The organism is Photobacterium sp. R1 (genome assembly GCF_054600795.1).
In genome coordinates this window covers 1-308 of record NZ_BAAHZP010000353.1, presented here as the reverse complement: position 1 = coordinate 308, position 308 = coordinate 1, and the positions used below count along the sequence as shown (strand labels likewise).

Sequence of the window (308 nt, the reverse complement as noted above, 5' to 3'; positions counted from 1 at the left end):
CCACCAATAGTACCCCCATACAGGCCTCCCAAGAAGCCTGTCACTTCTCTAGTTGAGGTTTTACCGCATTGTCCTTTCTCATTAACTGAGCAGGCATCGTGTATGTTTTTAGCTGCACTAGCACCACCAAGTGCAAGTCCCACATACCCCACACCTTTAGCAGCAGAAATGCCATGTGCCACGTTTGCCATTCGCTTACCTAGATTCGGCACAATTCCTTTGGCAATAATTTCATCCGCATTATGCACAATTGATTTCGTAGAAAGATTCAGTGCTCTTCTAATCTGTTGATTAATTGGGAGCTGAAT

The 308-nt window shown here is 44.8% G+C and carries 1 pseudogene; it reads right to left on the bottom strand.

The window, feature by feature from the left end:
• Positions 1 to 308 (bottom strand): annotated as a pseudogene (locus ACYP03_RS25385) (hypothetical protein); the annotation flags it as partial.